Origin of the sequence: Aquimarina algiphila (assembly GCF_007489275.1) — a bacterium.
Classification (GTDB): domain Bacteria; phylum Bacteroidota; class Bacteroidia; order Flavobacteriales; family Flavobacteriaceae; genus Aquimarina; species Aquimarina algiphila.
In genome coordinates, this window is sequence record NZ_VLNR01000021.1 from 14,726 (window position 1) to 39,906 (window position 25,181).

The following is a 25,181-nucleotide window of genomic DNA, read 5'->3' on the forward strand; positions in this document are numbered from 1 at the left end:
ATGAAAACAAATGACAAACTAATGCAATTCGTAAGTAAAGAAGCTAAAACTGTATTATACTTCTTCATTACTCTTTGTATGCTAAGCTGCTCTAGTGATGATGATGATAGTAGATTAGGAAATTGGGTAGATAGCTCAGTTTTTGACGGAACACCAAGAAGTAGCGCAGTAGCATTTACAATTGGAGATAAAGGGTATATGGGTACTGGTTATGATGGAGATGACTATTTAAATGATTTTTGGTCCTATGACATGACAGGTAATTTTTGGAGTCAATTAGCAGATTTCTCAGGAAGCGCTCGTAGTTCTGCTGTAGCTTTTTCTGTTGGTAATCAGGGGTTTGTAGGATCTGGTTTTGATGGAGATAACGAATTAGGAGATTTTTATAGATATAATCCCTCAACAAATAGTTGGAATCCAATTGCTGAATTTAAAGGACTTCCAAGACGTGCAGCCATAGCATTTAATTCTGAAACCACAGGATATGTTGGGACAGGTTTTGATGGAGATAATGATAGAAAAGATTTTTGGAAATACTCTCCAGAAACAGATACATGGGAAGAATTAGTAGGCTTTGGAGGTGATAAAAGAAGAGAAGCCACCACATTTAGTATAGGCGATAAAGTATATATGGGAACCGGAATTTCTAATGGATTAGATCAGGATGATTTTTGGGTTTTTGACACTACTACAGAAGTATGGAGTCCTTTAGGAGATCTTGATACAGATGATTATGATGTTAAACGTAGTAGCGCAGTTGGATTTAGTATTGGGGATAAAGGATATTTGGCAGGTGGAAGTGTTAGTGGTGGAGTTACAACATCTATTTGGGAATACAACCCGGTAACAGATTTTTGGGATGAAAAAACATTATTTGAAGGAGCTTCAAGACAAGATGCAATAACATTTTATAATGGGACAAAAGCATTTGTAGCTCTGGGAAGAAGTTCTAATTTATATCTAGATGATAATTGGGAGTTCTTTCCTCTACAAGAAGAAAACGATGATGATTAATTGATTGATTGTGTATTCATTTGTTTGTTTGTCAGTCAGCTCCTAAACCTTTTTTTCAAGAGAAATGAAAAGAACATTAACTTATTTATTGATTTTTGAAATTATAGTATTCGGCGTATTAGCGGGAAATTATTTTCTCGAAAGAAAAACAAATCCCGATTTATATTCTAAATATTATAGGGTTAAGGTAAAGGAGCTCTCTGATGACAACGGGTGGTATTATGAGATATACAAGGATAGTCGTTTGTTTATACAACAAAAAAATATACCCGGAGCTTTGGGAAATCAATATTTTAAATCTAAAAAAGATGCTCAAAAAATAGCTCTTCTAGTGGTTGATAAGCTAGAATGTAGAATTTTACCATATATAACCAAAGCAGAATTGGATAGTTGTAACATAGATTTTAAAAATTAGTTATGTATAAAAACAAAGATTTTGAAAAAGACTTTTAGAATTAAAGAGATTTGGGTTCATGTTATCTCTTGGGTTTGTCTATTATCATTCCCTTTGGGAATTTCTCTTATTCAAGTTGGGACAATACGACCGGGTTTCTTTACACAGGTTTTCTTTAATCCAATTGTGTTTTATGCTAATTACTCTATACTAGCGCCAAAACTTCTTTTAAAAAAGAAAATTGTATTCTATATTATTAGTTCAATAGGATTTTTGCTCATATTTAATTTTATAGTTAGTAACTATATTCCTAAACATTTTCCTCTAGGTAGATTTGACAGTATTATTCAATATGGTAATGAATTTCCAAGAGCAGGACATTTAAAACACACCATACGAGGTGTTTTTTTCTTTGCTTTTTTTCTTTTGGGAGGAATCTTCTGTCTAATGAGGGACTTTTATAAAAGAGATAAAATGACCAAAGAAACCGAAGCGCATCGTGCAGAAACTGAGCTTCAGTTCTTAAAAGCACAATTAAATCCGCATTTTCTTTTTAATTCTTTAAACAGTGTATATTCTTTAGTTCGTAATAAATCTAATGATGCCCCAGAAGCAGTATTAACGTTGTCAGAACTAATGCGATATATGCTCTATGAAGCCAATCAGGAGATTGTGCCTTTAATTAAAGAAATTGAGTATATTAAAAATTATGTTTCCCTGCAAAGATTACGTCTTTCGAATAGTGAAGATGTAAAATTGTCAATACGAGGAGAATATGAAAAGAAAAATATATATCCACTGTTATTGATATCCTTTATAGAAAATGCATTTAAATATGGTACTGATTTTAAAGGAGTAACTGATATACTTATAAAAATAGAAGTGATAGAAAATAGACTCACGTTTAACGTAAGTAATATCATAGGAGTGTATAGAAAGAATATAGATAATTCTGGAGTTGGTTTAACTAATATTAAAAATCGATTAGAACTTCTATATCCAGATTTACATACTCTTGATATTAGAGAAGAGAATAATCGTTACATAGTAGATTTAACCCTAATTCTTGAATGATATGAGATGTATAATAATAGATGATGAACCATTGGCTTTGGGAATTATTAGATCGTATTGTGAGGATATTGGAACTTTGGAAATTGTAGGAGCATTTACCAATGCATTAGAGGCTATTCCGTTTTTGAATGATACTCACGTGGATCTTGTCTTTCTGGACATAGAGATGCCTCAAATCAATGGAATTGATTTTATCAAAACGTTAGACCATAAACCTCTCTTTATTTTTACTACAGCGTATTCTCAATATGCATTAGAAGGGTTTGAGATTAATGCAGTCGATTATCTGGTAAAGCCAATTTCTTTCCCAAGATTTGTAAAAGCAGTAAATAGGGCAAAAGAAATTTATGAACTCAAAAAAAGAAATAAAAAATCATTAAAGATTTCTATGTCTGATGCTAGTTCGACTGCCATGTCTCATATAGATCAGTTTGTTTTTGTAAAATGTGATTACGGTACAGTAAAGATCAAACTAAAAGGCATTAAATATATTCAAGGATTGAAGGATTATTTAAAGATTCATGTTTTAGAGGAAAAACCAATACTTACCCTAATGACGTTTAAAGATTTACAAACAAAATTACCAGATGATCAGTTTTTAAGAGTACATAGATCCTATGTTGTTAATATCAGAAGTATTGATGCAATTCAGCGAAGCAAAGTTATTATTGATAATGTAAGAATTCCTATTGGCGATAGTTATAAAACAGATTTTCTAAAAAGGATAGGAGTGTAGTTATAGGTAAATAGAGTGTGACTACTTTTGGTGTCTAAAGAACACGTTTTATTCCTTCAAAATCTTTTTTGTATTCAGTAGGAGTACATCCTTTATGTGCTTTAAAAACACGATTAAAATTAGAAACGTTATTAAAACCACAACCATAAGCAATTTCAGAAATAGAAACTTTTTTTTCAAGTAACCATTGTGAGGCAAATCCCACTCTAACATCATTTAGGTATTCAATAAATGTTTTACCTGTTCTTTTTTTGATAAACCGGCTAAAGGATACTTCAGTCATATTTAACATAGAAGCCATATCCTGAACCTTTATTTTGGTATGAAAATTTTCTTGCAAATAATTATATACGATTTTGATCTTATCACTATTATGAAATTCTTCTGTCGTAGGAGAGTAAATTGAAAGCTTTTGTTGCCCATTCGATATTGCCAGGAAATGTAAAATAGAAATAAAAGAGAGGAAATACTCTAACCCTTGAAGCGTGGAAAGATTTTTAATTTTAGGATATATCTCTTCAGCTGTAGATTTTGAAAAAAGGATACCATGCGATGAGCGTTCGAACATATCCTTAATGGGTTTCATTATTGATCTGCTTAAAAGTTGATCTTGAAGTAAATCATTGTGAAACTGAATGGTGATTTCATGAATATTCTTTTGAGTACAATTATGTAATGTCCAGCCATGAAAAAGGTTTGGCCCTACCAGAACCAATTCGATATTGTCGATCTCCATCATATGATCCCCTATAATACGACGTACTCCTTTGCCATTATGTATAAAATTAAGCTCGAATTCTGGATGAAAATGTATAGGGAAATCAAAATCATCTTTTACCCTGTCAAAAACAAGAAAACAGTCTTTAGAAGTTAAAGGAGTAATTTCTCTATGTATATTTTGCTCTAAAAGCTTCATTTTTTAGAATTAGCTTACAAATTGACAAAATAGTGCTAAATCTTCAATTAATACAACACTACTTTTGTAAAAATATAAAATTGATCGAACTATGTACCCTTAGCGCAAAATGTAACATTTGCCTGAAAATGATGTTCGATCAGAGGTAAAGTTAAGCAAATGGATATATTAGGAAATCTAAAAAAACATCTTACAACAGAATTAGAAAGTATACTTAACTATTGGAAAAATAATACAATAGATAATAAGTATGGAGGTTTTATTGGTCATATAGATTATCCTGATATTAAGAAAACTAAAATGAATAAAGGGATTATTCTTAATTCTAGAATATTATGGACATTCTCGGCAGCTTCTAATTTCTATAAAGACAATAGATATGCTGATCTGTGTGAAAGAAGCTTTTCTTATCTCAAAGATTTTTTTAGAGATAATGAAGAAGGAGGAGTATTTTGGGAAGTTGATTATAAAGGCGTACCAATAAATAAACGAAAACAAATCTATGCACAGGCATTTACAATTTATGCACTTTCTGAATACTATCTTTTTTCAAAAAATGAAGAAGCAAAATCTTGGGCTATAGAAATTTTTGAAACCATAGAAAATATAGCTTTAGATACTAAGTATGGTGGTTATATCGAAGCGTTTAATCAAAATTGGAATACCATAGAAGATATGCGTTTAAGCAAAAAAGATGATAATGCGGCCAAAACAATGAATACCCATCTTCATATTTTAGAAGCTTATACTACATTATATAAGATTTACCCCATCAAAAAAGTGCAAATGGCTTTGCAGAACTTATTGCAAATATTTACTGATAAATTACTTAGTCATGATGGACATTTTAATTTATTTTTTGATGAACACTGGAATTTAAAAAGTTCAATTTACTCTTATGGGCATGATATAGAAACCTCTTGGTTATTGGTTGAAGCAGCGAAAACATTGAATAATGAAGAATTACTTGAAAAAATAGAAAATATTGCTATTCTAGTTGTAAATACCTTTGTTAATGAAGCTATTGATGATAAAGATGGAGTGATGAACGAAATAGATATTACCACAGGAAATATAGATACAGACAGACATTGGTGGCCACAGGCAGAAGCTATTGTTGGATTATACAACGCATATAGAATTACTAAAAAAGACAAGTATCTCGATATTGCATTTAAAATATGGAAATTTACCAATACATACATTATTGACCATAAGTATGGTGAATGGCATTGGTTGGTAGATAAAAATGGAAAATATAACCCCCAACATGAAAAAGTCGGAATGTGGAAATGCCCATATCATAATAGTAGAGCATGTATCCAAATTATAAAATAAATAAACCCGTGTTTTCTTTTCTAACTCAAAAATCAACCTAAATGGAGTTTATTTCGTTGAATCTGTATAGTAAATGATAAAATAGTATTACATCTGTATTTGTTCTGAAATTACTTTTGTGACATCGATTTTGATAAGAATATTTTATAGATTTTTAAATATTGTTGTCAATTATTCAAAATAATGAATTTAATGATGTTAAAAAAAATTCTGACTTTGTGTTTAAGTAGTAATGGGTTTTTAGTAAATGTAGATTTTTCATTACTAAGAAATAATTTAGTTTTCATTTTTATCTATTCATTATTTCTCATGTCTTGTAAGCCTACTTCTGATTTGATGAAAAAAGAAGCTTTTTTAGTAGATATTAAAGCCAAACAACAAACAAAATATTTATATCATAGAATTAAAGAAATTTCTAAACTAGGATATGCTTTTGGTCATCAGGATGCAACTGCTTATGGTATAGGATGGAAAAATGACGGAACGATGTATAAAAGTGATGTTCAGGAGGTTTCTGGTCAGTATCCTGCAGTTTATGGTTTTGACATTGGTCATATAGAGTTAGATCATGAACATAATTTGGATACGGTTAATTTTAAATTAATGAAAAAATTAATCAAAAAAGCACATAAGAGTGGAGGTATAGTCACCATAAGCTGGCATCCAGATAATCCTTTATCTAATAAGAGTAGTTGGGATACTACATCTACAGTAAAGCAAATTCTTAGAGGAGGAATATTGCATGATAAATATAAAAATTGGTTAAAAAGAGTAGCTAATTTTATGAATGGACTTAAAAAATTTATTGGGCCGCAAGTTCCTATTGTTTTTCGACCTTTTCATGAAATGAACGGAGATTGGTTTTGGTGGGGTGCAGCAAGCTGTACAGAAGAAGAGTATAAACGCCTATGGCGAGAGACTGTTTACATTCTTAAGGATGAATATAAAGTTCATAATTTATTGTATTTATACTCTCCAAACACATTGAACACCGAAAGTGAATTCCTAAAATATTACCCAGGTGATGAATATGTAGATATGTTAGGAGTGGATATATATCAATATGGTACAGAAGCAGAGTATATGAATACGTTAAAAAGAGATATTGCTGTATTGAAAAAGGTAGGTGCAGAAAAAGATAAACCATTTGCTCTTTCAGAAACAGGATTTAGTATGCTAAAAGGAGTACCGCAGTGGTGGACAAAGGTTTTGGATAAAAGTGTTTCGGATTCAGGAATTGCTTGGGCATTATTCTGGAGAAACGCATGGATGAATCATTTTTATGTACCTTATAAAGGACAGGAGACTAGTAAAGATTTTTTAAATTTTAAAAACTTACCGCACGTTCTTTTTTTGGATGAAATACAGAAAATAAAATAGATTAAATATCGAAAATAATATTCAATAAAAACTTAATAATGCAGCAATTAAAACTCAAAGAAAAAGTGGGGTATGGGTTTGGCGATTTCGCCTCATCTATGTTTTGGAAACTCTTTTCAATGTATTTGTTATTCTTCTACACCGATGTCTTTGGGATTTCTGCTGCAATGGTAGGGACTATGTTCTTGGTTACAAGAATATTTGATGGTGTAAATGATCCTATAATGGGAATTATAGCAGATAGAACAAATACCAAATGGGGTAAATTTAGACCTTATCTCCTCTGGATGGCTATTCCGTTTGCAATAATAGGTATACTTACTTTTACAACTCCAGATCTTGAGACTCCTCAAAAATTGATATATGCTTATATCACATATACACTTATGATGATTGTGTATACAACTGTAAATGTACCTTATGCATCATTATTAGGAGTAATGACTTCTAATATTAAAGAAAGAACTTCATTAGCAACGTATAGATTTGTTTTTGCCTTTGCAGGAAGTATTTTGGTTCTTGCTTTTGCAGAGCCATTAGTAAGTATATTTAGTAAAACTGATTCAGGGATAGAAGATGCTGCAAAAGGATGGCAATATGCTGTAATTATATTCGGAATTATTGCTGCATTACTTTTTTATTTTACATTTTCCTTTACCAGGGAAAGAATTAGTCCTCCTAAAGGACAAAAAATATCCCTTACCTCAGACTTGAAGGATCTAGCCAAAAATAAACCTTGGTTTATTCTTTTGGGAGCGGGAGTATGTTCTTTGATTTTCAATTCACTTAGAGATGGTTCTACGATATATTATTTTAAATATTATTTTGAAAATCAAGATGCTTTCCATCTTCCTGTTATAAATGTTGACATAACATATAGCACTTTGTATCTGGTACTTGGGCAAATAGCAAATATTATCGGTGTTGTATTGGCTAAGCCGGTTTCAAGCAGAATTGGTAAAAAAGATACATTTTTATTCGCTATGATTTTGGCTACAATACTAAGTTGTATTTTCTTTTGGTTTAAAGAAAGCAACATAGAACTCATATTTATTTTTCAGTTTTTGATTAGTATATGTGCAGGAATTATTTTTCCATTGTTGTGGTCTATGTATGCAGATATAGCTGATTTTTCAGAATGGAAAACAGGAAGAAGGGCGACGGGATTAATTTTTTCATCTTCTTCGATGTCTCAAAAAATGGGATGGACTCTGGGAGGTGCTCTCACAGGTTGGATGTTGGCGTACTATGGATTCGAAGCTAATGCCGTTCAAACCGAAGATGCAAAAGTTGGAATTCGAATGATGCTTAGTTTTATTCCCGCAATTGGAGCAATTGGCTCTGCGATCTTCATCTATTTTTACAAGCTTGATGATCAATTTGTGCTACAGATTAATAAGGAATTAACAGAAAGAAGAGAAAAAGAACTTTAATATTAATATGATATGTCGAACGAAATACAGCTACCTCCAGTAAAAGGGTTTGAGGAATTATTTAAAGAACACGAAAATTTACTAAATACAAGGAATAATCCAATAACAGAAAATAACGGAATTTATCAGAGATATGAATACCCTATAATAACCGCTGATCATGTTCCGTTACATTGGAGATATGACTTAAATATAAAAACTAACCCATGGAGACAAGAGCGTATTGGGGTTAATGCGACTTTTAATGCAGGTGCAATTAAATGGAATGATGGGTATGTTTTATGTGTAAGAGTAGAGGGGTATGATCGAAAATCCTTTTTTGCTATTGCAGAAAGCCCAAATGGAATCGATAATTTTCGATTTTGGGAAAAGCCCATTCATATGCCCGAAACAGGAGATCCGGATACTAATGTGTATGATATGCGTTTAATACCTCATGAAGATGGATGGGTTTATGGGGTTTTTTGTACAGAACGAAAAGATCCTAAAGCTCCTTTGGGAGATGTTTCTAGTGCTATTGCAAATGCAGGAATTGCAAGAACTAAAGATTTATTGCATTGGGAACGACTCCCGGATTTAGTAACACCATCAAATCAACAACGAAATGTGGTGTTGCATCCCGAATTTGTAAACGGAAAATATTGCTTATATACAAGGCCACAGGATGGTTTTATTGAAACAGGATCTGGAGGAGGAATAGGAATAGGATATGCTGAATCAATGAGCAAAGCTATTATCAAAGAAGAGAAAGTCATTTTTAATAAAAAGTTTCATACCATATATGAGCTAAAAAATGGTTTAGGTCCAGCACCTTTAAAAACAAAAGAAGGTTGGTTGCATATGGCTCATGGAGTACGTAATACTGCTGCAGGTCTAAGATATGTGCTGTATGTGTTTATGACCGAATTAGAAGATATTACAAAAATAAAATATCAGCCTGGAGGATATTTTATGGCACCTAATGATAAGGAGATTATTGGTGATGTAGGTAATGTATTATTTTCAAATGGTTGGATCAAAGATGAGGATGGAACAGTCTTTATTTACTATGCCTCTTCTGATGTTCGTATGCATGTAGCAGTCTCTTCTATAGATAAATTGATTGATTATTGTAAAAATACTCCAGAAGATTCTTATAGTAGTATAGGATCAGTAAATTCTATTTTTAAACTTATAGAACAAAATCAACATTATCGATAAAGAGATGATTTATACGTGAGTTTTGATTCCAGAGTTTAGCATAAAGGATACAATTACTATCTATTTGAAAAAACCGAATTGTGATTGTAAAAAGTAATAAATTTTGATAAGTTTAAAATTGATTATAGTAGTCTGAATTTAACCGAATTGATAGATTTGTAGATATTTGCAATTAAAAATTGAAGATTTTATATATATTAGTCTCTATTTTTTAAAATTCAATAAAGTTTTTGAAATTTTATTTAAACTCAACGGCTAATGAAGATTGATGAAAATTTAATAGTAGAGTACGTGCGAGAAGCAATGAAAAAAGGCTATTTGAAAATTGTTGACCATCGTAAAAATATATTAGTCATTGATGATGGGGTCTTTAAATTAAATGGTTGGCAACAGCCAAAAGAAAAAAATGCTCTCGAATATATTTTTTTAGAAGCTTTTAGATTAACCCGATATATTAAATTTAATACTTTAGAATTTGAAAGAAGAGGTTCTAAGTGGTCAAAGAAGAGCTAGCTACTTATTCCTATTTCAAGATTTCTTACTACTCCGTTTTAGCTATTAATTATAGTTCATTTTTGAAATAGTGCCCAGAGCGGGAGTCGAACCCGCACGCCCTAATGGACACATGGCCCTCAACCATGCCTGTCTACCAATTCCAGCACCTGGGCAATAAATTAACACTACAATATAACATAAAACTAAAAAAGTATCGTAGAAACTACGATACTTTTTAGTGACCGGGCTGGGGCTCGAACCCAGGACCCTCTCCTTAAAAGGGAGATGCTCTACCAACTGAGCTACCAGGTCATAGATAATTTATTTATCAAAATATTTTAAGAACTAAATAGATAATACTATATATAAAATAATTAGTATCTATTTCTTAGTGACCGGGCTGGGGCTCGAACCCAGGACCCTCTCCTTAAAAGGGAGATGCTCTACCAACTGAGCTACCAGGTCATACATTCTTTTTCCTTGAATGCGGGTGCAAATATACTATCATTAATTTATTTTTCAAGAAGAAATTGATATAAATTTGCATTTTATTTTAAATGATATTTCTTTTGAGCAATATCAACTTAATTTTTATGATATGAGTATAGTTTTAATTGGGTATATGGGGAGCGGAAAATCCTTGGTAGGCAGAGACTTGGCAAAAAAAATGAAATTAGAATACCTTGATTTGGATGAATATATAGAAAATCAAGAAAAAAAAACAATTTCAAAAATTTTTGAAGATCACGGCGAGATATATTTCAGAAAAAAGGAATCATTATACCTAAAAGAGGTCTTAGATAAGCATACTGATAGTGTAATTTCACTTGGCGGAGGTACACCTTGTTTTGCGGGAAATCTTGAAATTGTGAAAGAAAATGAAAATACAAAAAGTATTTACTTACAAACATCATTGGATGAACTGACAAAAAGATTATTTGCAGAACGGAATAAAAGACCACTAATTGCTCATATCACAACGATCGATGAACTTAAAGATTTTGTTCGTAAACATCTTTTCGAAAGATCCTTCTACTATAATCAAGCCGATTATAAGGTGGTTACAGATCAAAAAGATGCAAATCAAATAAGTGAAGAAAGTATTTCTGCGTTATTTTAGATATGCACGATCTTCTCCTCCAAATTGTACTATGACATGCTCATGTAATGAAGTGGATAAAGAAATACCTTTAAAATCTGCCTTGATAGGATATTTCTTGTGATTTCTGTTTACTAAAACCGCGGTTTTAAACCTAACTAAAGGAACATCTAAAAAGTGTTTTACACCATAGATAAGAGCTGTTCCCGAATTAAGAACATCATCAGCAAGAATTAAAGACTTGTTTTTATATTCAGAAGAGTTTAACGATGTCTTTACAGTATTTTGAGGAGATTTTTTATCCATTGTGACTGTGCATAATGTGACCTGGATGTTTGAAATATCTTCTAATGTCTCTTTTAATCTCTGTGCAAAAACGTATCCGTTTTCTGCAATTCCTGCAATTATGATTTCTTTTTCGTCTACATTAGTTTCGTAGATTTGATATGCAATTCGTTTTATTTTATGTTGTATTTGCTCGTGCGTAAGGATTATATTGTGGTCTGTTTGCATACTTAGATTCATTAGTCACTATTATAGAATAACAGGTAGACGATTAAAGATTTTCAAATATAAAAAAGAGTTTGTTAACCTTGATGCAATCTATCAAATTCTAACGGTTTTGCGAATTTTAGAAACTTTTACCTTAACTATTCTTCTTCTTCACTCGCAGTATTCGTACCATCAATATACCAATCATCGATATCTCGTCTATCTTTTTTTGTAGGCCTTCCAGTTCCTTTTTTTCGATAATAATCTTTAGAATACTTTAAAAGGTCTAATTTTTGCAACGCTTCCTTAGGAGTGGTGTCTTTACGGTATATATCGACGAGCTTTGCTCCAATTCGATTATCAGGTGTATCTAATACAACAAGTTCATAGTTGATTTGATTTTTGCGAACGGTAATTTTATCCATTGGATAAATTTCTCTGGAAGGTTTAATAAGGGTGTCATTTACCCTAACTTTACCTTCTTTACATGCTTTTGTTGCGATACTTCTTGTTTTAAAGTATCTGATACACCATAAATATTTGTCAACTCGCATAAAAAAATATTAAAATGCGTTTTTATATTAAATAATTGTAAAGCAAAAGTACAAGAAAATCGTATCTTGCGCCTTCAAAAAAGTAATTAGATGAATGTAAGAAAATATATTTTTGCCATTGTGTTGGTTGTGGTATCTTTATATGCTTGTAAAAGTGATGATGACGATGAAGCAGCAGCAGCTGTTCCTGCTAGAGATAGAGCAGAGCAACAAGTTACTGATGATGCAATGCTTCAGGAGTATTTAAAAACTCATTTTTATAAAGTTGAAGATGTGTTTATAAATGGAGATACTACTCCAGAATATCAAATTGTCAAATTAGATACTATCGAAGGAGCTAATAGTGGAGAGCCGGCAATTTTTGATTCTGACCTTTTGACTACCAAGAAAATCACTAGTAATGATGTAGAATATAATCTTTATATTCTAAATTTAAATAGAGGAGAAGGACCGCAACAACCCAGTTTTGCAGATTCTACTTTGGTAACCTATAAGGGTGAATTGTTATTTGATGATGATAATGGATTCGATAGTGCGGTTACACCAGTATGGTTTAATCAGGTTAATTTAATAGAGGGTTGGAAGGAAGCTGTAGTAGATTTTAAGGGAACTCTTAGTGAAAATTTTGTTGAGAATTCTGATGGTACAGTATCAGCAACCGGTTTTGGACATATGGTGATATTTATTCCTTCTGGACTTGGGTATTTTAATACTTCTCAGCCTGGAATCCCATCATACTCACCTTTGATCTTTAATATACAACTATATAAAGTAAATCAAGCCGATCATGATAGAGACGGAATTCCTTCTGATCTTGAAGATCTTGATGGTGATCGTATAGTTGCAGATGATAATACCGACGGAGATGTATCTCCAAATTATCTTGATACCGATGATGATGGGGATGGTACACTAACCAGAGATGAAATTACAGTTACGGATAGTAATGCTGATGGTATTATAACAATAGATGAAATTACATTTTATGATGATGATGGGGATGGAGTGAGTAATCATCTCGACCCTGATGATAGAGATGTGAAAAATAATTAACAAAAAAACTCCGGTATATGTACCGGAGTTTTTTTGTTGGCTATTATAAATCCAGAGAGACGCCTATTATAAATTGATTAGGTCTAGAATCTACTCTAATTCCATCATCTATAGATTCTGCTCGGTTTTTACTTAACCCTCTCTCATATCTAATGTCTGCATTAAAACTCCCTAATTGTAAACCGGCTCCAAATTGTAGGCCAACGGTAAACTCGTTTTTGACATCACCAAGCCTTACGTCTTCCAGGTCGTTTTCTACTATATATTGCAAAGAAGGTCCTCCAAAGACATGTATGGGTCCTAAAACAGAAATTCCCAGAAGAATAGGCAAGTCTAGTTTTTTGATATTATAATCAAGATCGGTTCCTCCAACATTAGTATATGTACTATTGTTTACAGTGTATTGTAATTCTGGTTTAAGATAAATATTGTCAGTTAATTTTCCTCTCAAAAATACACCTAGATGGTAGCCGACTCGATCGTCTGCCCGAACACTGGTTACATCTGCAACTTCGATTTTACCATTGTCTCCATAATTAAGACCAGCCTTTACTCCAAAAGTTATTTTTTTCTCCTGAGCAAAAAGAGAGCAAGAGATAAATAACAAAAAAAATACAAATACATTTTTCATTGTAAAATAATTTTACTTTAAAGATTAATAAATAATTTGAGTGATTTTGGTGTAATGGCTAGTGTTTATAAAACGATTAGAATACCTTTTTATTCTTTCTAAAAACAAAAAACCTTCTGAAATAAATCAGAAGGTTTTCTTAAATATGCTTTATTTTATAAGTATTATTTTCTTTGTATTGCTTTTTGAGAAGCTTTAACGATGGCTTCAGCGTTTAAACCATATTTTTCCATAAGTTGTGCAGGTGTTCCACTTTCTCCAAAAGTATCATTAGTAGCAATGAATTCTTGTGGAGTAGGATGATTTTTAGTTAGAACTCTAGAAACACTTTCTCCTAAACCTCCCAAGAAATTATGTTCTTCTGCAGTAACAACACAACCTGTTTTCTTTACAGAATTTAAGATTGCTTCGTCATCTAATGGCTTTATCGTGTGTATATTAATAACTTCTGCACTTATTCCTTGCTCTGATAATGATTCAGCGGCTTGTAATGCTTCCCAAACCAAGTGACCAGTCGCCACAATAGTAACATCAGTACCTTCTTGTAATAGAACGGCTTTTCCGATTTCGAATTTTTGATCTTCCGCAGTAAAATTAGCTACTTTTGGTCTACCAAAACGCAAGTAAACAGGACCTTGATGATCTGCTATGGCAATTGTAGCTGCTTTTGTTTGGTTATAATCACATGTGTTGATTACAGTCATCCCAGGAAGCATTTTCATAAGACCTATATCTTCAAGGATTTGGTGTGTAGCACCATCTTCTCCTAAAGTTAATCCAGCATGAGAAGCACAAATCTTTACATTTTTACCACTATATGCGATAGATTGACGTATTTGATCATAAACACGACCAGTCGAAAAATTTGCAAATGTTCCTGTAAAAGGAATTTTACCTCCTATGGTTAATCCGGCTGCAATTCCCATCATATTTGCTTCAGCAATACCTATCTGGAAAAAACGCTCAGGATGATTTGCAATAAAAGCATCCATTTTTAAAGAACCAATCAAATCAGCACATAAGGCTACTACATTTTCATTAGTTTTTCCCAATTCTTCCAAACCGGCTCCAAAACCAGAACGTGTATCCTTTTTTCCTGTATCTATATATTTTTTCATTTTGTTTTTAATTTGGGTAATTTAATAGTCACCTAATGTTTCAGGGTTTTGCTCTAATCCAATTGCTAATTGCTCGTCATTAGGAGCTTTACCATGCCATGCATGAGTATGCATCATAAAATCAACTCCATTACCCATTATAGTGTGTAATAATACACAAACTGGTTTCCCTTTTCCTGTTCTGCTCTTAGCTTCCTGAAGTCCTTCAATTACAGCGTTGATATTATTACCATCTTTTACTTCCAAAACGTCCCATCCAAAAGCTTCAAATTTACCTTTTAGACTTCCCATAGCAAGTACATCATCGGTAGATCCATCAATTTGCTGACCATTAAGATCAATAGTAGCAATAATATTATCTACTTTTTTTCCAGCGGCATACATAATAGCTTCCCAATTTTGACCTTCTTGAAGCTCTCCATCACCATGAAGGCTATATACAAGATGAGGATCATTGTTTAGTTTCTTGGCTTGTGCTGCTCCCAGAGCGACAGACATTCCCTGTCCTAATGATCCAGAAGCAATTCTGATACCAGGAAGTCCCTCATGTGTAGTAGGGTGTCCTTGTAATCTGCTGTTGATTAGCCTGAAAGTGTTAAGTTCTTCTACAGGAAAGTATCCGCTTCTTGCCAATACGCTGTAGTACACAGGTGAAATATGACCATTAGATAGGAAGAAAATATCTTCACCTATACCATCCATGTCAAAATCGTCTTTTCGTTCTAAAACCTCTTGAAAAAGGGCGACAAAAAATTCTGTACAACCTAAAGAACCACCTGGATGACCAGAATTGACTTTGTGTACTTGTCTTAAAATGTCTCTGCGAACCTGTGTTGCAAAATCCTCTAATTGTTTTGTTTTTGGCATTATAATGCTGATTTCTTGATAATAAAAGCCCAAAAATACAGGTTTTGTATACGGTGACAAAATGTATACAGCGCTTTTAATTAAGAAACTATTGTTAATAACGAAAAGTTTTCGAAAACCTAAGTTTATCAAAGTGATTTTAGTTAGTTATCTTTGCGCTCTACCAAATAGGAATTATGCAATTTGACCTTTTGTCCAAAGACTCTCAAAGTAAAGCGAGAGCAGGAAAAATAACCACAGATCACGGTATTATCGAAACTCCAATTTTTATGCCGGTTGGTACTGTAGCTACTGTAAAAGGAGTACACCAAAGAGAGTTGAAAAATGATATTAACCCTGATATTATATTAGGAAATACATATCATTTATATTTAAGACCTCAAACACCAATTTTGGAAAAAGCAGGAGGACTGCATAAGTTCATGAATTGGGATAGAAATATTCTTACAGATAGTGGTGGATATCAGGTGTATTCTTTGTCAGCTAATCGTAAGATAAAAGAAGAAGGCGTAAAGTTTAAATCGCATATAGATGGCTCTTATCATGTTTTTACTCCAGAAAATGTAATGGAGATTCAACGTACAATTGGAGCAGATATTATTATGGCTTTCGATGAGTGTACTCCGTACCCTTGTGACTATAGATATGCAAAAAGAAGTATGCATATGACTCATAGGTGGTTGGATCGTTGTATGCAACATTTAGAAAAAATTCCGGTTAAGTATGGGTATGATCAAGCTTTTTTTCCGATTGTGCAAGGAAGTACATATAAAGATCTAAGAGAACAATCTGCAGAGTATATTGCAAATGCAGGAGCTGTGGGTAATGCAATAGGAGGATTATCTGTAGGAGAACCAGCTGAAGAAATGTATGCAATGACAGAGGTTGTCACTAATATTTTACCAGAAGATAAACCAAGGTATCTTATGGGAGTGGGTACGCCTATTAACATATTAGAAAATATTGCTTTGGGGGTAGATATGTTTGATTGCGTTATGCCTACGCGTAATGCGCGAAATGGAATGTTATTTGCGGCACATGGTACTATTAACATAAAAAATAAAAAATGGGAAGATGATTTTTCTGCAATTGATGAGATGGGAATCACCTTTGTAGACACAGAGTATTCAAAAGCTTATCTAAGACATCTATTCTCTGTAAATGAATTGTTAGGGAAACAGATTGCAACCATACATAATTTAGGCTTTTATTTATGGTTGGTTAGAGAGGCAAGAAAACATATATTAGCTGGGGATTTTAATTCCTGGAAAAATATGATGGTTAAACAAATGGATAAAAGATTATAGATTGAAGATATTAGATTGGTACATACTTAAAAGGTATTTAGGTACATTTTTTACAATGATTCTGTTGTTTATTCCGATAGGAATTATAGTAGATCTTTCTGAAAAAATAGATAACATGCTAGAACATAGTGTTCCTTTTAATGCTATAGTTGGGTATTATCTTGATTTTACAGTCTATTTTGCCAATTTATTATTTCCACTTTTTGTATTTCTATCTGTAATTTGGTTTACATCTAAGCTGGCAAATAAAACCGAAATTATTGCTTTTTTGAGTTCAGGGGTTTCTTTCTGGAGGTTTCTTCGCCCTTATATGATTGGAGCTGTTCTCATTTGTCTAGGTGCATTGGTTATGGGATTATTTCTAGCACCAAGAGCTAGTAAAGGGTTTAATGAATTTAAATATTCTTATCTTAAGAAAGGACGAAAAGTACAGGATACTAAGAACATATATCGTCAACTTAATGATAGTGTCTTTCTATATGCCAATAATTTTAAACCTTTAGATAAATCTGCGACTAACTTTACTATAGAATATTTTAGCGGTAATACATTAACAACAAAGATATCTGCCAAAAAAATTACATTTAAAGACAGTATTTATGAATTACAAAATTATGTAAAACGAAGAGTTTTAAAAGATAGAGATATTATCGAGAAAGGTAAAACAAAAGATACAGTCTTACCTTTTAATATTGATGAATTTACATCCGTCTCTTACGTAGCTGAAACTCTTAATTATGCAGAACTTAGTAAGTTTATAGAGAAAGAAAGTAAAAGAGGATCTTCTGACATTAATAGATATAAGGTAGTTGCATATAAAAGATGGAGTTTGCCGATATCAGCATTTATCCTAACCATTATTGGAGTAGCAGTTTCATCTATGAAAAGAAGAGGAGGTATGGGGGTGAACCTTGCTGTAGGTATTTCTTTGGCTTTTGTTTTTATATTTTTTGATAAAGTTTTGGGGACCCTTGCTAATCAGTCTGATTTTCCACCTATTGTAGCGGTCTGGTTTCCCAATATATCCTTCGGAATTTTAGCTATATATTTATTATACAATGCCAAACGCTAAATTTAAAAATTATCTGCATTTACATTTTATAGTATTTGTTTGGGGATTTACCGCAATACTTGGCGAGTTAATATCAATTGAAGCATTGCCACTAGTTTGGTATAGAATGTTATTAGCATCTGGATTTATTCTTGGGTACATCTACTTTAAGAAAATATCGTTAACCATCTCAAGGAAATTGTTTTTTATCCTTTTTTTTGCTGGTATTGTTATTGCGTTACACTGGATTACCTTTTTTGCAGCAATCAAGGTTTCTAATGTTTCTATTACTTTAGCAATGCTATCTACAGGTGCGTTCTTTACATCAATCCTAGAGCCAATCTTTTATAAGAGAAAAGTGATTTGGTATGAAGTACTTTTTGGAGTACTTGTAATTACAGGTTTGTATATTATTTTTCAAGTAGAAGGGGATTATCTTTTAGGAATCATATACGCATTGTGTTCTGCATTTTTATCTTCTGTTTTCTCCTTAATGAATGGAAAAATAGCCCAACAATATAATCCTTCAATGATTTCTTTTTATGAGTTATTAAGTGGTGTAGGGGTAATTACACTTTATTTATTGGGATTAACAATTTTTGGAACACCTACAGAAGGTTTTACAGTTTCTTTTTTTCAACTATCTACTTCTGATTGGGTGTATATGTTGATACTGGCATCTGTTTGTACAGCATATGCTTTTATAGGTTCTGTGCAGGTAATGAAGTATTTAAGTCCTTATACGGTAATGTTAACAATCAACTTAGAACCTGTTTATGGTATACTATTAGCATTTTTAATTTTTGGTGAAACAGAAAAGATGAACCCCCAGTTTTACTACGGAGCAATCATTATTTTGTCTACAGTTGTTTTGAATGGAATATTCAAAAATGCTAAAAAAAGAAAAAGACAGACAACTTTAGGTAACATTACGAAGTAAAGTTTTTATATTTGTCCGCTAACCCTAGTTAATATAAATTATATTCTTAGTTATGGAATATTTAGAATTTGAACTCCCCATTAAAGAGCTTGAAGAACAATTCGAGAAGGCTTGCGCCATAGGTGAAGAGAGTGAAGTTGATGTAACAGACACCTGTAAGCAGATTGAAAAAAAACTGAAAGAAACCAAAAAAGAAATATATAAGAACCTTACTCCATGGCAAAGGGTTCAATTATCTAGACATCCTTCTAGACCTTATACCTTGGATTATATTGATGCAATTTGTGGAGAATCTTTCTTAGAATTGCATGGAGATCGAACTGTTCGTGATGATAAAGCGATGATTGGAGGTTTAGGAAAAATAGGAAACCAAAGTTTTATGTTTATTGGTCAGCAAAAAGGCTATAATACAAAAACAAGACAGTATCGTAATTTTGGAATGGCAAATCCAGAAGGATATCGCAAGGCACTCCGTTTAATGAAAAGTGCAGAGAAATTTAATATCCCTGTAGTTAGTTTTATTGACACACCAGGAGCTTATCCTGGATTAGAAGCAGAAGAACGTGGACAAGGAGAAGCTATTGCTCGCAATATATTAGAAATGACTAGGCTTAAAGTTCCTGTAATTGTAATTATTATTGGTGAAGGAGCAAGTGGAGGAGCATTAGGAATAGGAGTAGGTGATAAAGTACTAATGCTTGAGAATGCATGGTATTCTGTTATTTCACCAGAAAATTGTTCTTCTATTTTATGGAGAAGCTGGGACCAAAAAGAACAAGCTGCAGAAGCACTAAAACTTACTGCAAAAGATAGTGTTAAACTGAAAGTGGTGGATGAAATCGTTAAAGAACCATTAGGAGGAGCTCATAGCGATCGGGAAACTACCTTCAAAACAGTACGAGATAAAATTCTATCATCTTTTGAAGAATTAAAAAACTTATCACCAGAAGTATTGGTCGAAAATCGTATGGAAAAATATGCGAATATGGGAGTCTTTAAAGATTAACCCTTAAAGAATCACTTACTACATAAATCTGAAGTTGTAAGCTTCAGATTTTTTTATGCTTATTAACAATAATATAAACTTATTAACAGTTCTTTTGTTGAAGACCGGTGAACATTCGTATCTTTATATGTAGGTACATCTCTTTACAATTTTTTTACATTCGTAGTCATGGAAAAAGTACAGCAAGCTCAGCAAATAAATTACGGTCGGGGGAACGTAATATCGCTGGAGAAAGGAAAAATACCTCCTCAAGCAGTTGATTTAGAGGAAGTTGTGCTTGGAGCAATGATGATTGATAAAAAAGGGGTTGATGAAATTATTGATATTCTTAATCCAGATGTTTTTTATCGAGAAGCGCATCAATACATATTCGAGGCTATATTTAAACTCTTCGAAAACTCTGAGCCAATCGACTTATTAACGGTTTCTACCCAATTAAAAAAAGACTCAAAGCTAGAACTGGCAGGAGGAGACTATTATTTAATACAATTAACTCAAAAAGTAGCATCTTCTGCCCATATAGAGTTTCATGCTCGTATTATTCTCCAGAAATATATTCAACGTAGTTTGATTAAAATTTCAAATGAGATTATAGAAGAATCATATGATGAAACTACAGACGTTTTTGATCTTTTGGATATGGCAGAATCCAGATTATATGAAGTCACACAAGGAAACATAAAACGATCTACAGAAAGTGCTCAAAATCTTGTAATACAAGCAAAGAAAAAAATACAAGAGATATCAAACAAAGAAGGAATGAGTGGAGTTCCTTCTGGATTCGATAAGCTTGATAAATTAACTTCGGGTTGGCAACCAAGTGATTTAATTATTGTAGCTGCTCGTCCAGGTATGGGTAAAACCGCTTTAACCTTATCGATGGCTAGAAATATGGCCGTAGGAAGTAATATTCCTGTAGCTTTTTTCTCTTTAGAGATGTCTTCAGTACAATTGATTACACGTTTGATCTCTTCAGAAACAGGACTTTCTTCAGAAAAACTACGTACGGGTAAATTAGAAAAACATGAGTGGGAGCAACTTAACGTAAAAGTCAAAGATTTAGAAAAGGCTCCTTTGTTTATTGATGATACGCCTTCTTTATCAATTTTTGATCTTAGAGCTAAGGCGCGACGTCTGGCATCGCAACATGGTATTAGAATGATTGTAATTGACTACCTTCAACTAATGACAGCTGGAGGAAGCGGTAAGAATGGAAACAGGGAACAAGAGATTTCTACAATTTCTCGTAACTTGAAAGCTTTGGCAAAAGAATTAAATATTCCCGTAATAGCCTTATCTCAGCTATCACGTGCAGTAGAAACTCGTGGAGGGAGCAAACGACCACTACTTAGTGACCTGCGTGAATCTGGAGCAATAGAACAGGATGCAGATATTGTTGCTTTTATTTTTAGACCAGAATATTACAAAATTGATGAGTGGGATGATGAAGAAAGATCACCTACTCAAGGGCAAGGAGAGTTCATTGTTGCAAAACACCGTAATGGTGGTTTAGAAAATATTAGGTTAAAATTTATTGGTCACTTAGGTAAATTTGATAACTTAGATGACTTTAGTACTCCTTTCGAATTTCATTCTAAGATGAATGATGGTGGGGAAGAAGAACCTTTTAAAACAGGTAATCTTCCTAGTGCAGATGAAGCTTTTGGGAGTAGCATAAATGATTCTAATGATGATGATGAAGTACCTTTTTAAAATATTTGCGACTCAGAGATCTACTTTTATGATTAAAAGAAGGATGCAATCTTTTGTTGTTTTATTATTTTTATTTCTATTTACATTTCAATCCTATGCTTCTTATGTATTGATACCAATGGATGCAGAAAGCCAGCAAAATCATCTAAAAGCTTATGGGATTACCTATTGGACTTTAAGTAAAGATCTGAAAGTAAAATGGTTGTTAAATTATAGAGGTGGTTCTTTTCTCTTGCCTGATACCGAAAATATAAGAAAAGAATGTACTATCCGAGGAATCTCTTATGAGGTACTTAGCGATGGAGAAACAGAAGAGATTCTTGAAGAAATTAGTAGTCCTTCTCAGAATATGGAAGCTGTAGTATTAGAAAAAGCACCTAAGATAGCTGTGTATTCTCCAAAGGGAAATCAGCCATGGGATGATGCTGTAACTATGGTGTTAACGTTTGCTGAAATTCCTTATGAAACGATATACGATAAAGAAGTTCTAGAAGATAATCTAATATTATATGACTGGTTGCATCTGCATCATGAGGACTTTACAGGGCAATATGGTAAATTTTATGCTTCTTATAGAGCTGCACCCTGGTATATTAGAGAAAAAGCTGCAGCAGAGAAACTAGCTTTGGATTTGGGATATCCAAAGGTATCACAAGAAAAACTAGCGGTAGCTTTAAAAATTAGAGACTACGTTGTTGGAGGAGGATTTATGTTTGCAATGTGTAGTGCTACTGATAGTTTTGAGATTGCTTTGGCAGCAGAAGGAGTAGATATTTGTGAGCCTATGTTTGATGGAGATCCTAGTGAACCCGGATATCAGTCTAAAATTGACTATAATAAAACGTTTGCATTTAAAAACTTTACATTAGAACGCAGCCCGAATGTATATGAGTTTTCTTCTATTGATATGACCAGAAATCGTCGTATCTCTAAAACCACAGATTATTTCACTCTCATGGATTTTTCTGCAAAATGGGACCCAATCCCAACAATGCTTTGCCAAAATCATACAGCCCTAGTAAAAGGTTTTATGGGGCAAACTACGGCTTATAATCCAAATGAGATTAAATCCAATGTTCTGGTATTGGGTGAAAATAAGACAAATTCAGAAGCTCGTTATATACACGGAATCAAAGGAAAAGGTTTTTTTACATTTTATGGAGGACATGATCCCGAGGATTATACACATAGGGTGGGAGATCCGAAAACAGAACTGGAGTTGCACCCTAATTCTCCAGGGTATCGATTGATTTTAAATAATGTACTCTTTCCTGCTGCAAAAAAGAAAAAGCAAAAAACCTAAGCCTCAAAGTACTTCACTTATATATAATTTCACTGTTTATTGGGATAAACTTATGTATTGCTTTTTATAGCTTTGTTTTTGGTTCATAATATTGATGAAAAAAGTTATGATAAAAAAAGTATTAATGACATTAGCAGTAATATTTGTAATTATTATTTCATTGGTTGGATATGGAATTTATAGATTTTTTAACCCATTTGGTGAATTGGTTAATGAAGAAGTATCAGACTCCTATTTTTATTCTAGGGATAAAGAGCATATAATATATAGTCCAATGGGAAATTGGTTTTCTCTTGGAAAACATGAAATGGATGTTGATCTTTCTACTTTTAAGGTTCTGGGAAGGGATTATGCAAAAGATCAGCAATATGCTTATTTTAAGTCTAGAGCAATTAATTTTCAAATAGATGTGCCTTCATTTAATGTAAAAGAAGGGTATGTTCCTCTGGATAAAAATCATGTTTATGTTCTTGTAGATGATCTCTATTATTTAGACGATTCTAGGGAAGGTTTTAAGATCCTAGAAGATGCAGATCCAAATACATATGTACAATTAAATTATAATTTTGCAAAGGATAAAAATTTTGTATTCAGAAATAATGAAAAAATTAAAGAAGTAAATCACGAATCTTTTGAAGTGATTAACGACGAGTTTTGTAAAGATAATAATGGGGTCTATTTTTATTGGTATCAAAAACCGCTACGTATAATAAAGGAAGTAAACCTCTCCGAAGTCGTAGCGTTGACCAATTCTTGTATTCGAGATGATAAGTATATTTATATACATATAGGTAGAAGAAATTATGAAGAAGTTGATGAGGTTATTAATATTCCTTTTAAAGATGTCGAAACGATTAAGTTTTTTGAAGATCATGCTTTTATTAAAGTAGATGACAAAATTTATTATGAAGGAGTTATTTTAGAAGCAGCAGATGCTTTTTCTTTTGAAGAAATTGGTTATGGATATGCTAAAGATGTGAAATATGTTTTTTTTAATGGGAAGGTGATACCGGGTGCAGATTCAAAAACATTTAAATATAATGATATAAAGTATACTTTTTCTGATAAAAATAATACTTACAAAGCAGGAGAAGTTGTAAAGAAATAAAAACTGATGATATTTATTGTAAGGTTAAGTTGTTAATACGACTACACCTCCTAAAATTAACTCATATCATACAGTTTAATTATGAAAAAACTAATCCCACTATTACTTTTAATTGTTGCTTTTGTATCCTGTAAGCAGGAAGTAAAAACAGAACAAGAAACTGTTGTTTCAGAACCAGTAAAAGAAGAAACTATTCCAGATCGATCAGGTAATTTTCCTGAAGATATAGCTGCTGTCTTTACAGCCCATGGAGGTATTCAAGCTTTTGACCAAATGAATACTCTAATTTTTGAAATGGTAAAGCCAGAAGGAAACGAAAAACATACTACTGACCTTAAAACACGTCATGCCCGTATCGAAACTGATAAATTTGCTTTAGGGTTTGATGGAAATGAAGCTTGGTTAGAACAAGAAGATTCTACATCCTTCAAAGGAAACCCTCGTTTTTATCATAACCTAATGTTCTATTTTTATGCCATGCCCTTTGTGTTAGGAGATGATGGTATTTCTTATGAAAAAATAGAAGATCTTAAAGTAGAGGATGTTTCATATCCCGGGTACAAAATATCATATGGTGATGGTATTGGAGATTCTCCTAAAGATAATTATTTTGTGTATTATGATGAAGCATCTAAAAAAATGAAGTTTTTGGGATACACAGTTACTTTTTTTAGTAAAGAAAAAAGTGAGAAAATCAATTTAATTGAATACTCTGATTGGAATGATGTAAACGGGCTATTGTTGCCTAAAACTCTTAAGTGGAGAGTATTTGAGAACGGTGTAGCAGGAGAGGTAAGGAGTGAAAGAAATTTTGCAAATGCTAACGCAAGCAAAGAAAAGCCTTCTCCCTCATTATTTAAAAAACCTATTGTAGAAGAAAGTAAAACATTATAAAATAAAAAATTATTTTAAAAAAGATGAACCCGTTACTATAGTAACGGGTTCATCTTTTTTAAACA

The 25,181-nt window shown here is 32.5% G+C and carries 25 protein-coding genes and 3 tRNA genes; 19 read left to right on the forward strand and 9 right to left on the reverse strand.

Annotated features, from left to right (window positions below; genetic code table 11):
* From FOF46_RS11530 to FOF46_RS11545, 4 genes are all read left to right on the forward strand, one after another.
* Positions 1–1,014 carry a Kelch repeat-containing protein gene (locus tag FOF46_RS11530; RefSeq protein WP_244299608.1) on the forward strand — a complete coding sequence of 338 codons (1,014 nt, stop codon included), beginning with the start codon at positions 1–3 and terminating at the stop codon, positions 1,012–1,014.
* A 64-nt stretch (positions 1,015–1,078) separates the two neighbouring features.
* A complete protein-coding gene (locus FOF46_RS11535) occupies positions 1,079–1,429 on the forward strand; it encodes a DUF4907 domain-containing protein (protein WP_109438092.1) in 351 nt (116 codons plus the stop codon).
* Positions 1,430–1,450: 21 nt separating this feature from the next.
* The gene (locus tag FOF46_RS11540; RefSeq protein ID WP_143916559.1) at positions 1,451–2,482 is read left to right on the forward strand and encodes a sensor histidine kinase; all 1,032 of its coding nucleotides are present in this window, start codon (positions 1,451–1,453) and stop codon (positions 2,480–2,482) included.
* Position 2,483: 1 nt separating this feature from the next.
* Entirely contained in the window at positions 2,484–3,218 is a 735-nt protein-coding gene (locus tag FOF46_RS11545; protein ID WP_109438094.1) for a LytR/AlgR family response regulator transcription factor, read from the forward strand.
* Between the two features lie 34 nt (positions 3,219–3,252).
* Here the strand turns inward: FOF46_RS11545 and FOF46_RS11550 are convergent, their stop codons facing one another.
* Positions 3,253–4,134, reverse strand: a complete 882-nt coding sequence (locus FOF46_RS11550; RefSeq protein ID WP_109438095.1) for a helix-turn-helix domain-containing protein — start codon at positions 4,132–4,134, stop codon at positions 3,253–3,255.
* A 159-nt stretch (positions 4,135–4,293) separates the two neighbouring features.
* Between FOF46_RS11550 and FOF46_RS11555 the strand changes: the two genes are divergently transcribed.
* From FOF46_RS11555 to FOF46_RS11575, 5 genes are all read left to right on the forward strand, one after another.
* Complete coding sequence (locus FOF46_RS11555; RefSeq protein ID WP_109438096.1) at positions 4,294–5,472, forward strand: AGE family epimerase/isomerase; 1,179 nt, start codon at positions 4,294–4,296, stop codon at positions 5,470–5,472.
* 309 nt (positions 5,473–5,781) lie between these two features.
* Entirely contained in the window at positions 5,782–6,852 is a 1,071-nt protein-coding gene (locus tag FOF46_RS11560; protein WP_167571807.1) for a glycoside hydrolase family 26 protein, read from the forward strand.
* Between the two features lie 38 nt (positions 6,853–6,890).
* A complete protein-coding gene (locus FOF46_RS11565; RefSeq protein ID WP_167571808.1) occupies positions 6,891–8,285 on the forward strand; it encodes an MFS transporter in 1,395 nt (464 codons plus the stop codon).
* A gap of 12 nt (positions 8,286–8,297) precedes the next feature.
* Positions 8,298–9,485 carry a glycoside hydrolase family 130 protein gene (locus tag FOF46_RS11570; RefSeq protein ID WP_109438099.1) on the forward strand — a complete coding sequence of 396 codons (1,188 nt, stop codon included), beginning with the start codon at positions 8,298–8,300 and terminating at the stop codon, positions 9,483–9,485.
* Between the two features lie 258 nt (positions 9,486–9,743).
* Positions 9,744–9,998: a hypothetical protein gene (locus FOF46_RS11575; RefSeq protein WP_143916562.1), complete on the forward strand. Its 255-nt coding sequence runs from the start codon at positions 9,744–9,746 to the stop codon at positions 9,996–9,998.
* Between the two features lie 71 nt (positions 9,999–10,069).
* Here FOF46_RS11575 and FOF46_RS11580 read toward each other — a convergent pair.
* The 3 genes from FOF46_RS11580 to FOF46_RS11590 all read right to left on the reverse strand — a co-directional run bounded on the left by FOF46_RS11580 (position 10,070) and on the right by FOF46_RS11590 (position 10,445).
* Positions 10,070–10,153, reverse strand: a tRNA-Leu gene (locus FOF46_RS11580).
* A 66-nt stretch (positions 10,154–10,219) separates the two neighbouring features.
* Positions 10,220–10,292 (reverse strand) — tRNA-Lys (locus FOF46_RS11585).
* 80 nt (positions 10,293–10,372) lie between these two features.
* Positions 10,373–10,445: transfer RNA gene (locus FOF46_RS11590), tRNA-Lys, on the reverse strand.
* Between the two features lie 133 nt (positions 10,446–10,578).
* On the opposite strand from FOF46_RS11590, the gene FOF46_RS11595 reads away from it, so the two are divergent.
* Positions 10,579–11,100, forward strand: coding sequence for a shikimate kinase (locus tag FOF46_RS11595; protein ID WP_109438268.1), 522 nt, complete (start codon positions 10,579–10,581; stop codon positions 11,098–11,100).
* Here FOF46_RS11595 and FOF46_RS11600 read toward each other — a convergent pair.
* Positions 11,092–11,592: a phosphoribosyltransferase family protein gene (locus tag FOF46_RS11600; protein ID WP_143916563.1), complete on the reverse strand. Its 501-nt coding sequence runs from the start codon at positions 11,590–11,592 to the stop codon at positions 11,092–11,094. The genes FOF46_RS11595 and FOF46_RS11600 overlap by 9 nt on opposite strands.
* A 137-nt stretch (positions 11,593–11,729) precedes the next feature.
* Positions 11,730–12,125: an RNA-binding S4 domain-containing protein gene (locus FOF46_RS11605; RefSeq protein WP_143916564.1), complete on the reverse strand. Its 396-nt coding sequence runs from the start codon at positions 12,123–12,125 to the stop codon at positions 11,730–11,732.
* A 90-nt stretch (positions 12,126–12,215) separates the two neighbouring features.
* Between FOF46_RS11605 and FOF46_RS11610 the strand changes: the two genes are divergently transcribed.
* The gene (locus FOF46_RS11610; protein WP_143916565.1) at positions 12,216–13,178 is read left to right on the forward strand and encodes an FKBP-type peptidyl-prolyl cis-trans isomerase; all 963 of its coding nucleotides are present in this window, start codon (positions 12,216–12,218) and stop codon (positions 13,176–13,178) included.
* Between the two features lie 43 nt (positions 13,179–13,221).
* On the opposite strand, the gene FOF46_RS11615 is transcribed toward FOF46_RS11610, so the two are convergent.
* The 3 genes from FOF46_RS11615 to FOF46_RS11625 all read right to left on the reverse strand — a co-directional run bounded on the left by FOF46_RS11615 (position 13,222) and on the right by FOF46_RS11625 (position 15,794).
* Positions 13,222–13,809: a porin family protein gene (locus tag FOF46_RS11615; RefSeq protein WP_109438103.1), complete on the reverse strand. Its 588-nt coding sequence runs from the start codon at positions 13,807–13,809 to the stop codon at positions 13,222–13,224.
* A gap of 164 nt (positions 13,810–13,973) precedes the next feature.
* Positions 13,974–14,927: a transketolase family protein gene (locus FOF46_RS11620; protein WP_109438104.1), complete on the reverse strand. Its 954-nt coding sequence runs from the start codon at positions 14,925–14,927 to the stop codon at positions 13,974–13,976.
* Positions 14,928–14,948: 21 nt separating this feature from the next.
* Positions 14,949–15,794 carry a transketolase gene (locus tag FOF46_RS11625; protein WP_143916566.1) on the reverse strand — a complete coding sequence of 282 codons (846 nt, stop codon included), beginning with the start codon at positions 15,792–15,794 and terminating at the stop codon, positions 14,949–14,951.
* Between the two features lie 176 nt (positions 15,795–15,970).
* On the opposite strand from FOF46_RS11625, the gene tgt reads away from it, so the two are divergent.
* The 8 genes from tgt (at position 15,971) to FOF46_RS11665 (ending at position 25,116) form a co-directional block, all read left to right on the forward strand.
* Positions 15,971–17,101 carry a tRNA guanosine(34) transglycosylase Tgt gene (gene tgt, locus FOF46_RS11630; protein ID WP_143916567.1) on the forward strand — a complete coding sequence of 377 codons (1,131 nt, stop codon included), beginning with the start codon at positions 15,971–15,973 and terminating at the stop codon, positions 17,099–17,101.
* Position 17,102: 1 nt separating this feature from the next.
* Complete coding sequence (locus FOF46_RS11635; protein ID WP_109438107.1) at positions 17,103–18,173, forward strand: LptF/LptG family permease; 1,071 nt, start codon at positions 17,103–17,105, stop codon at positions 18,171–18,173.
* Positions 18,160–19,092 (forward strand): DMT family transporter, encoded by a 933-nt coding sequence (locus FOF46_RS11640; protein ID WP_143916568.1) that lies wholly within the window; start codon positions 18,160–18,162, stop codon positions 19,090–19,092. The genes FOF46_RS11635 and FOF46_RS11640 overlap by 14 nt, the downstream gene beginning before the upstream one ends.
* Before the next feature lie 52 nt (positions 19,093–19,144).
* Positions 19,145–20,098, forward strand: a complete 954-nt coding sequence (locus tag FOF46_RS11645; RefSeq protein WP_109438109.1) for an acetyl-CoA carboxylase carboxyltransferase subunit alpha — start codon at positions 19,145–19,147, stop codon at positions 20,096–20,098.
* A 168-nt stretch (positions 20,099–20,266) separates the two neighbouring features.
* Positions 20,267–21,811, forward strand: coding sequence for a replicative DNA helicase (gene dnaB, locus FOF46_RS11650; RefSeq protein WP_109438110.1), 1,545 nt, complete (start codon positions 20,267–20,269; stop codon positions 21,809–21,811).
* Between the two features lie 118 nt (positions 21,812–21,929).
* Entirely contained in the window at positions 21,930–23,114 is a 1,185-nt protein-coding gene (locus tag FOF46_RS11655) for an asparagine synthetase B (RefSeq protein ID WP_109438270.1), read from the forward strand.
* Positions 23,115–23,238: 124 nt separating this feature from the next.
* Positions 23,239–24,222, forward strand: a complete 984-nt coding sequence (locus FOF46_RS11660; RefSeq protein WP_167571809.1) for a DKNYY domain-containing protein — start codon at positions 23,239–23,241, stop codon at positions 24,220–24,222.
* An 81-nt stretch (positions 24,223–24,303) separates the two neighbouring features.
* Positions 24,304–25,116, forward strand: coding sequence for a hypothetical protein (locus FOF46_RS11665; RefSeq protein WP_143916570.1), 813 nt, complete (start codon positions 24,304–24,306; stop codon positions 25,114–25,116).
* Positions 25,117–25,181: the final 65 nt, after the last annotated feature.

Coding starts and splice junctions, on each gene's coding strand:
- FOF46_RS11530 (WP_244299608.1), top strand. CDS start 1: ATGAAAACAAATGACAAACTAATGCAATTCGTAAGTAAAGAAGCTAAA.
- FOF46_RS11535 (WP_109438092.1), top strand. CDS start 1,079: ATGAAAAGAACATTAACTTATTTATTGATTTTTGAAATTATAGTATTC.
- FOF46_RS11545 (WP_109438094.1), top strand. CDS start 2,484: ATGAGATGTATAATAATAGATGATGAACCATTGGCTTTGGGAATTATT.
- FOF46_RS11550 (WP_109438095.1), bottom strand. CDS start 4,134: ATGAAGCTTTTAGAGCAAAATATACATAGAGAAATTACTCCTTTAACT.
- FOF46_RS11555 (WP_109438096.1), top strand. CDS start 4,294: ATGGATATATTAGGAAATCTAAAAAAACATCTTACAACAGAATTAGAA.
- FOF46_RS11560 (WP_167571807.1), top strand. CDS start 5,782: ATGTCTTGTAAGCCTACTTCTGATTTGATGAAAAAAGAAGCTTTTTTA.
- FOF46_RS11565 (WP_167571808.1), top strand. CDS start 6,891: ATGCAGCAATTAAAACTCAAAGAAAAAGTGGGGTATGGGTTTGGCGAT.
- FOF46_RS11570 (WP_109438099.1), top strand. CDS start 8,298: ATGTCGAACGAAATACAGCTACCTCCAGTAAAAGGGTTTGAGGAATTA.
- FOF46_RS11575 (WP_143916562.1), top strand. CDS start 9,744: ATGAAGATTGATGAAAATTTAATAGTAGAGTACGTGCGAGAAGCAATG.
- FOF46_RS11595 (WP_109438268.1), top strand. CDS start 10,579: ATGAGTATAGTTTTAATTGGGTATATGGGGAGCGGAAAATCCTTGGTA.
- FOF46_RS11600 (WP_143916563.1), bottom strand. CDS start 11,592: ATGCAAACAGACCACAATATAATCCTTACGCACGAGCAAATACAACAT.
- FOF46_RS11605 (WP_143916564.1), bottom strand. CDS start 12,125: ATGCGAGTTGACAAATATTTATGGTGTATCAGATACTTTAAAACAAGA.
- FOF46_RS11610 (WP_143916565.1), top strand. CDS start 12,216: ATGAATGTAAGAAAATATATTTTTGCCATTGTGTTGGTTGTGGTATCT.
- FOF46_RS11615 (WP_109438103.1), bottom strand. CDS start 13,809: ATGAAAAATGTATTTGTATTTTTTTTGTTATTTATCTCTTGCTCTCTT.
- FOF46_RS11620 (WP_109438104.1), bottom strand. CDS start 14,927: ATGAAAAAATATATAGATACAGGAAAAAAGGATACACGTTCTGGTTTT.
- FOF46_RS11625 (WP_143916566.1), bottom strand. CDS start 15,794: ATGCCAAAAACAAAACAATTAGAGGATTTTGCAACACAGGTTCGCAGA.
- tgt (WP_143916567.1), top strand. CDS start 15,971: ATGCAATTTGACCTTTTGTCCAAAGACTCTCAAAGTAAAGCGAGAGCA.
- FOF46_RS11640 (WP_143916568.1), top strand. CDS start 18,160: ATGCCAAACGCTAAATTTAAAAATTATCTGCATTTACATTTTATAGTA.
- FOF46_RS11645 (WP_109438109.1), top strand. CDS start 19,145: ATGGAATATTTAGAATTTGAACTCCCCATTAAAGAGCTTGAAGAACAA.
- dnaB (WP_109438110.1), top strand. CDS start 20,267: ATGGAAAAAGTACAGCAAGCTCAGCAAATAAATTACGGTCGGGGGAAC.
- FOF46_RS11655 (WP_109438270.1), top strand. CDS start 21,930: ATGGATGCAGAAAGCCAGCAAAATCATCTAAAAGCTTATGGGATTACC.
- FOF46_RS11660 (WP_167571809.1), top strand. CDS start 23,239: ATGACATTAGCAGTAATATTTGTAATTATTATTTCATTGGTTGGATAT.
- FOF46_RS11665 (WP_143916570.1), top strand. CDS start 24,304: ATGAAAAAACTAATCCCACTATTACTTTTAATTGTTGCTTTTGTATCC.